The sequence below is a fragment of the Streptomyces sp. NPDC002787 genome (genome assembly GCF_053592095.1).
In genome coordinates, this window is record NZ_JBSFVC010000029.1 from 114720 (window position 1) to 120847 (window position 6128).

Sequence of the window (6128 nt, forward strand, 5' to 3'; positions counted from 1 at the left end):
GCGCTCCTCAGTTGGCGCTCTGCGTCGGGGGTTGGCTGCCACCCAGTACGGGCACGGGCAGCGCGGCGAGCCGGTCGATGGCCCCTGCGAGGGCCTCCGGAGGCACAAGCCCGGGGCCCCTGCCGCGCGCGAAGTCCGCGAAGGTCTCCGCGGTCGTGTACTTGGCCCGGTAGCCCAGCGTCTCGCGCATCTGCTTCGTCGACACGACCCGCCCGTGGGTCAGCAACCGCAGCTGCTCCGGCGAGAAGTCCGTCACGCCGAGCGTGCGGACCATCGAACCGACCCAGCTGACGGCCGGCATCAGCAGCGGCACGGTGGGCCGGCCCAGGCGCCGCGCGCACTGCGAGAGCAGCAGGACACCGTCACCGGCGATGTTGAACGTGCCGCTGTTCAGCGTGCCGCGCGCCGGCTCGTGCGAGGCGATCCGCAGCACCTCGATCACATCGTCCTCGTGGACGAACTGCAGCCGTGGGTCGTAGCCCAGCACGGTCGGCAGCACCGGCATCGAGAAGTACGAGGCGAGCGGCGAATCGGCGCTCGGTCCGAGGATGTTCGCGAACCGCAGCACGCACACGGCCACGTCGGGCCGCCGCCGCGCGAAGCCGCGTACGTATCCCTCGACCTCCACGGTGTCCTTGGCGAAGCCACCGCTCGGCAGGGACTTGGGCGGCGTGGTCTCGGTGAACACGGCGGGGTCCCGGGGCGCGGAGCCGTACACGTTCGTACTGGACTTCACGACCAGCCGCTTGATCAAGGGGGACTTCTGACAGGCACCCAGCAGCTGCATGGTGCCGATGACGTTGGTCTCCTTCAGCGTGGCCCGCCCGCCGCTGCCCAGCGGCGTGCCCGTGACGTCCAGGTGCACGACGGTGTCCACGTTGTGCTCGGCCAGCAATCGGGCTATGGCGGGCTGCCGGATGTCGGCCTGCACGAAGTCCGCGCCACCCAGATGATGTCCCGGCGCCACCGCGTCCACCGCGATGACCCGGTCGACCTGCGGGTCACGCTGGATCCGTCGGACGAACCGGCCACCCAGCTGACGGGCGACCCCGGTCACGAGCACGACCTTCCCCAAGATCAGCGCCTTCCTTCCAGCCGTCGGCTCTCGTCGGCGTACCTTCTGCTCGTACTCTGCCGCGTTCCCCGTGTGCGGCCACGTTAGCGGGTCGACGTTGCGCTGTGATGACCGCGACTCCGTCAATGACCCGCAAAAACACCGTGACCCCCCACCGCATGCGGTGGGGGGTCACGGCTACGCGCTCTCAACAGCGCTCGCGCAAGCAAGCAAGGCGTACGACCCCCTTACGCGACGGGGGCCGGCCAGGACCCCTTCACAGGGCCGGACCGCCTTACTTCTTGTTGCGACGCTGAACGCGGGTGCGCTTGAGCAGCTTGCGGTGCTTCTTCTTAGCCATCCGCTTGCGCCGCTTCTTGATAACAGAGCCCACGACTACCCTCGCTCACTTCTCATCACTCGGTGTTTGGGCGCCATGGGCCCATACGACCTACGAGGGGCCAGCCTACCCGCCCGAGCGCTGAGGTCGTAATCGAGGGTGAACCAGAGGTTCCCGGAGGCCCCGCGAGGCCTCCGGGAGCCCTGTGGCCCGATGACCGTCAGGCAGTCTCCACCCCCACATAGCTCTCGCGGAGGTACTCGTGAACCGCTTGCTCCGGCACCCGGAAGGACCTGCCCACCCGGATCGCCGGCAGATGACCGCTGTGCACCAATCGGTACACGGTCATCTTCGACACTCGCATCACCGAGGCGACTTCCGCCACGGTAAGGAACTGAACCTCGTTCAGAGGCCTCTCGCCAGCTGCAGCCATGACACACCTGAACCTTCCGCACTCGACGGCCACCGGCTTCCCCTTCCGGTGACTCTTCGTCGCTGCGTGCTCACTCCCCAATGTAGGGGCGGGTGATGCGAGTGGGGAAGAGGGGATGCCATCGGCGGCCTACTGTGACAGACACGCCCGATTGAGTACGTAGCGGGTCAGCGGTCGGTAGTAACCGGACCGCACACCGTCATCAAGTGGAACGACGACGGACACCCGCCCCTCCGCCTCCCCCACGAAGAGCGCCGGATCGTCCGTATCTGCCAGCCCGATCGCCTCGAACCCCAGCTGACCTGCCCCGCAGACCCATCCGTGGTCTCCCACCACGAGTTCCGGGAGCGGCCCGCCGGCCTCCGCCGCGGCCGCCAGAACCGTCCGAACCGGGAGCGGCGAATGCGTGTGCACGCTGGTCGCACAACCGGAGCGCGAGGCGGTCGCCTCGCGGACGAAGGCGACTCCTCGTACGTAGTCAAGGTTGTACGTGCGTAGACCGAACCGGGTCGTTATGTCGACACGTCTACCCGTCGCAGGGGTGAGAACCTCACATCCCGCCGCCGACAAAGCGTCCGCCAACGCGCCGTAGAAGCCGATCAGTCGATGCGGATGCCCGGTCCCGAGAAGCACCGCGCCGCCACTGCGAGCGACGGCCCCGAGCCGTTCCGCGAACCGGTCCAGCGCCCCCATCGTGCGCTCCGGATCGATCACATCCTGCCCGGATGTGCACCCCGGATCGGCCGAAACCCCACACTTCTCCGCCATCAACCCGAGCACATCCCGCTGCCCCCAGGCCATCTCCGGATCAAGTCCGATCAAAAACCGAGGATCCCGAGCCGCGAACAACCGATAACTCCGCAGACTCGCCTCCCGGCCGGTGGCGACCCTCCCCGCCAGCCCGGAAGCCACGAGATGCTCCCGCAACGCCCCACCACTCACCACACCCCGATGCTGACGCACACCCCACCCCACCACCCCCAAAACACCGCACGACCACACAGTTGGCCTAACCGCCCTTCAGGCCAGGGGCGCGGGGAACTGCGCGAACGGGGCCCGGGGCGGAGCCCCGAATCTGTGACGGGGGTCGAAGGGACACGCAGCCCCTGGGGATGGGAACGGGTAGGGGCGGCGGGGGCGCAAAACCTAGGGCAACAACCCCCGCAACGGAAACACAGCCTTCCGCGCGGCCAGCACGGCCTGATCCAACCGATCCGCGGGATCGTACCCGGACTCCCACCCGGCAAAGGACACAGGCCACCGCCCATCAGTCATCCGCACCGGCGCCAACTGCCGCGTACGCGCGAACACCCGCTGCCGCCACTCCTCAGGAATCACACTCTCCGGCGCGATCTCCCGCCCCGCCACGACCCCCACCAGATGCGTCCACGACCGCGGCACCACATCCACCACCGCGTACCCACCCCCACCGAGCGCGACCCACCGCCCCTCGGCGTACTCGTGCGCCAGCTCGTGCAGAGCCACCTGCACCGCCCGCTGCGCGTCCAACGACACCGCCAGATGCGCCAGCGGATCCTCGAAGTGCGTATCAGCCCCGTGCTGGGTCACCAGCACCTGCGGCCGAAAATCGGCCAACACCTCGGGCACCACCGCATGGAAGGCCCGCAACCACCCCGCGTCCCCGGTCCCCGCCGGCAGCGCCACATTCACGGCCGAGCCCTCCGCACTGCCCGGGGCCCCCGTCTCCTCGGACCACCCGGTCTGCGGGAACAACGTCCGAGGATGCTCATGCAGCGAGATCGTCAGAACCCGCGGATCCTCCCAGAAGGCGGCCTGCACCCCGTCCCCGTGATGCACATCCACATCCACATACGCGACCCGCTCGGCCCCCAGCTCCAACAGCCGGGCGATGGCGATCGACGCGTCGTTGTAGATACAGAACCCCGACGCGCCCCCAGGCATCGCATGGTGCAGCCCACCCGCGAAGTTCACCGCGTGCAGCGCGTCCCCCCGCCACACGGCCTCCGCCGCGCCCACCGACTGCCCGGCGATCAGGGCGGACACCTCATGCATCCCGGCGAAGGCCGGATCATCCATGGTCCCGAGCCCGTACGAACCGTCCGCGCCCGCGGGATCGGCCGACGCGGCCTTCACCGCCGCCACATAGTCCTCGCGATGCACGAGCCGAAGCGTCGACTCCCCAGCGGGCTTCGCCGAGACGACGTCCATCTCCCGATCGAGCCCGAAGGCACTCACCAGACTCCGGGTCAACTCCAGCCGGACCGGATCCATCGGATGGTCCGGACCGAAGTCATAGCCCGTTACTGCCTCGTCCCACATCAGCTGTGCGCGGCCGCTCATGCCCGCCACCGTATCGGTCCGGTTCAGTCTCGAACGACCGGGCGTACACCAACGTCACCAGCACCAACACCATCGGTACGAGCATCGCCCCGCGGTAGCTCCACAGGTCTCCCAGAGCCCCCACCAACGGAGAACCGATCAAAAACCCGACATAGTTGAAGATGTTCAGCCGAGCAACGGCAGCATCCGAAGCACCCGGGAACAACCGCCCCGCCGCCGCGAACGTCTGCGGCACCAGCACACACAGCCCGAGTCCCAGCAGGGTGAACCCGAGCATCCCCACCCAGGCCCCCGGCGCCCCCGCCACGACGGCGAACCCGACCGCCGCCACGAGCGCCCCGGCCCGCACGACGGCCGCGGCCCCGAACCTCCGCACCCCGAAGTCCCCGATGGACCGCCCGAGCAACGTGGTGACCATATAGACGTTGTACGGCACGGTCGCCATCTGCTCGCTGCTCCCCAGCACATCCTGCAGATACTTCGCACTCCAGTTGGAGACGGTCGAGTCCCCGATGTACGCGAAGCACATCACCAGACAGAGCGGCAGCAGCATGCCGAAGGCTACGGACCCACCCGCCCCCGCGGCGACGGCGTCCTCCTTCTTCTCCTCCGCAGGCCCCGCATCGACGTACCACCGGCTCCCCACCAGCGCGGCCGGCAGCAGCACGACCACCACCGGCAGATACAACACGAGCAGCGGCAGTTCCCAGTGCGCCCCCACCCATGCCAGCGAGGCCCCGGCTATCCCACCCAGGCTGTACACGGCATGGAAGCCGAGCATGATGCTCCGCCCGTACGCCCGCTGCAGACTCACTCCGAGCATGTTCATCGACGCGTCGAGCGCGCCGACCGCCAGCCCGAAGGCCGCCAGCGCGGCACCGAGCACGGCCATGTGCTCGCCGGCGCCCACGCCGAGCAGCGCCAGAAGCACGACGGGCTGGGACCACCGCAGCACCCGGCTCGGCGGCACGCGCTTCACGAGATGCTCGGTGCAGACACTGCCCAGCCCGGCCAGCACCGGCACAGCGGCAAGGAACGCGGGCAACAGCGCGTCGGAGACCCCGTACCGGTCCTGAATGGCCGGAATACGGGTCACGAGCAGAGCGAAGGCGACGCCCTGAGCAAAGAAGCTGAACGCCAACGCGGCCCGACCGCGCCGCAGCACATCTGTCATGGCGGAACATTAGGGGCCACGACCTACCCATGGGTAGAGGAAGTTGAATACTGCTCAACTAAGCAGGTCGAGCAGCTCTCCCATGTCCGAGAAGTACCCCTTGGCTCCGACGAGCTTCTCGGCGGGCGTCATCGCCGTGAACCCGTACACATCCATCCCGGCCGCCACACCCGCTCGCACGCCGGCGGGACTGTCCTCGACGACCACACACCTCTCCGGAGCCACGCCCATCCGCGCCGCCGCGTACAGGAACAGGTCGGGCTCCGGCTTACCCCGCCCCACGTCCTGCGCACTGAAGACGAGGTCGGCGCCGAACCATCGGTCGAGCCCGGTCGTCCGGTGCCCCACCCTGATCCGCTCATGGCTCCCGGACGAGGCCACGCAGTACGGCACTTCGTCCGCGACAAGCTTCTCCAGCACCCCGACGACACCGGGAACAGGCTCCAACTCCCGCTCGAACGCGGCGAAGACGCGGCTGTGGAAGACATCGTCGAAGTCCTCCGGCAACGGCCGCCCCGTCCGCTCCCGCACAAGCTCGTGCACCCGGTGCATGGCCGACCCCATGTAGTCCCGAATGGAGTCCTCGTAGGAGGTCGGATACCCCAACTCGGTGAGGTGGGCGGCCAGCAGCTGGTTGGAGATCGACTCACTGTCGACGAGAACGCCGTCATTGTCGAAGATCACGAGGTCATAGCGCATAACCCGACCCTAAACGCAGAAAACCCCCGCCGGTTTCCCGGCAGGGGTTTTCTCAATAATTGTTCGGCGGTGTCCTACTCTCCCACAGGGTCCCCCCTGCAGTACC

The 6128-nt window shown here is 68.2% G+C and carries 7 protein-coding genes; all 7 read right to left on the reverse strand.

The genetic code is table 11. The features are described 5' to 3' along the window. Positions 1–7: 7 nt before the first annotated feature. The 7 genes from ACWD26_RS34115 to ACWD26_RS34145 all read right to left on the reverse strand — a co-directional run bounded on the left by ACWD26_RS34115 (position 8) and on the right by ACWD26_RS34145 (position 6022). The gene (locus tag ACWD26_RS34115) at positions 8–1075 is read right to left on the reverse strand and encodes an NAD-dependent epimerase/dehydratase family protein (protein WP_451275866.1); all 1068 of its coding nucleotides are present in this window, start codon (positions 1073–1075) and stop codon (positions 8–10) included. Between the two features lie 274 nt (positions 1076–1349). After that, positions 1350–1448, reverse strand: a complete 99-nt coding sequence (locus ACWD26_RS34120; protein WP_003948845.1) for a 30S ribosomal protein bS22 — start codon at positions 1446–1448, stop codon at positions 1350–1352. Between the two features lie 166 nt (positions 1449–1614). Further along, positions 1615–1827, reverse strand: a complete 213-nt coding sequence (locus ACWD26_RS34125) for a helix-turn-helix domain-containing protein (RefSeq protein WP_004984898.1) — start codon at positions 1825–1827, stop codon at positions 1615–1617. A gap of 129 nt (positions 1828–1956) precedes the next feature. Next, positions 1957–2772 (reverse strand): phosphatase, encoded by an 816-nt coding sequence (locus ACWD26_RS34130; RefSeq protein ID WP_451275868.1) that lies wholly within the window; start codon positions 2770–2772, stop codon positions 1957–1959. Positions 2773–2973: 201 nt separating this feature from the next. Next, a complete protein-coding gene (locus ACWD26_RS34135; protein WP_451275870.1) occupies positions 2974–4149 on the reverse strand; it encodes an acetoin utilization protein AcuC in 1176 nt (391 codons plus the stop codon). Then, positions 4100–5323, reverse strand: coding sequence for an MFS transporter (locus tag ACWD26_RS34140; RefSeq protein ID WP_451275872.1), 1224 nt, complete (start codon positions 5321–5323; stop codon positions 4100–4102). Before ACWD26_RS34140 ends, ACWD26_RS34135 begins: the two co-directional genes overlap by 50 nt. Before the next feature lie 54 nt (positions 5324–5377). After that, the gene (locus ACWD26_RS34145) at positions 5378–6022 is read right to left on the reverse strand and encodes an HAD family hydrolase (protein WP_451275874.1); all 645 of its coding nucleotides are present in this window, start codon (positions 6020–6022) and stop codon (positions 5378–5380) included. Positions 6023–6128: the final 106 nt, after the last annotated feature.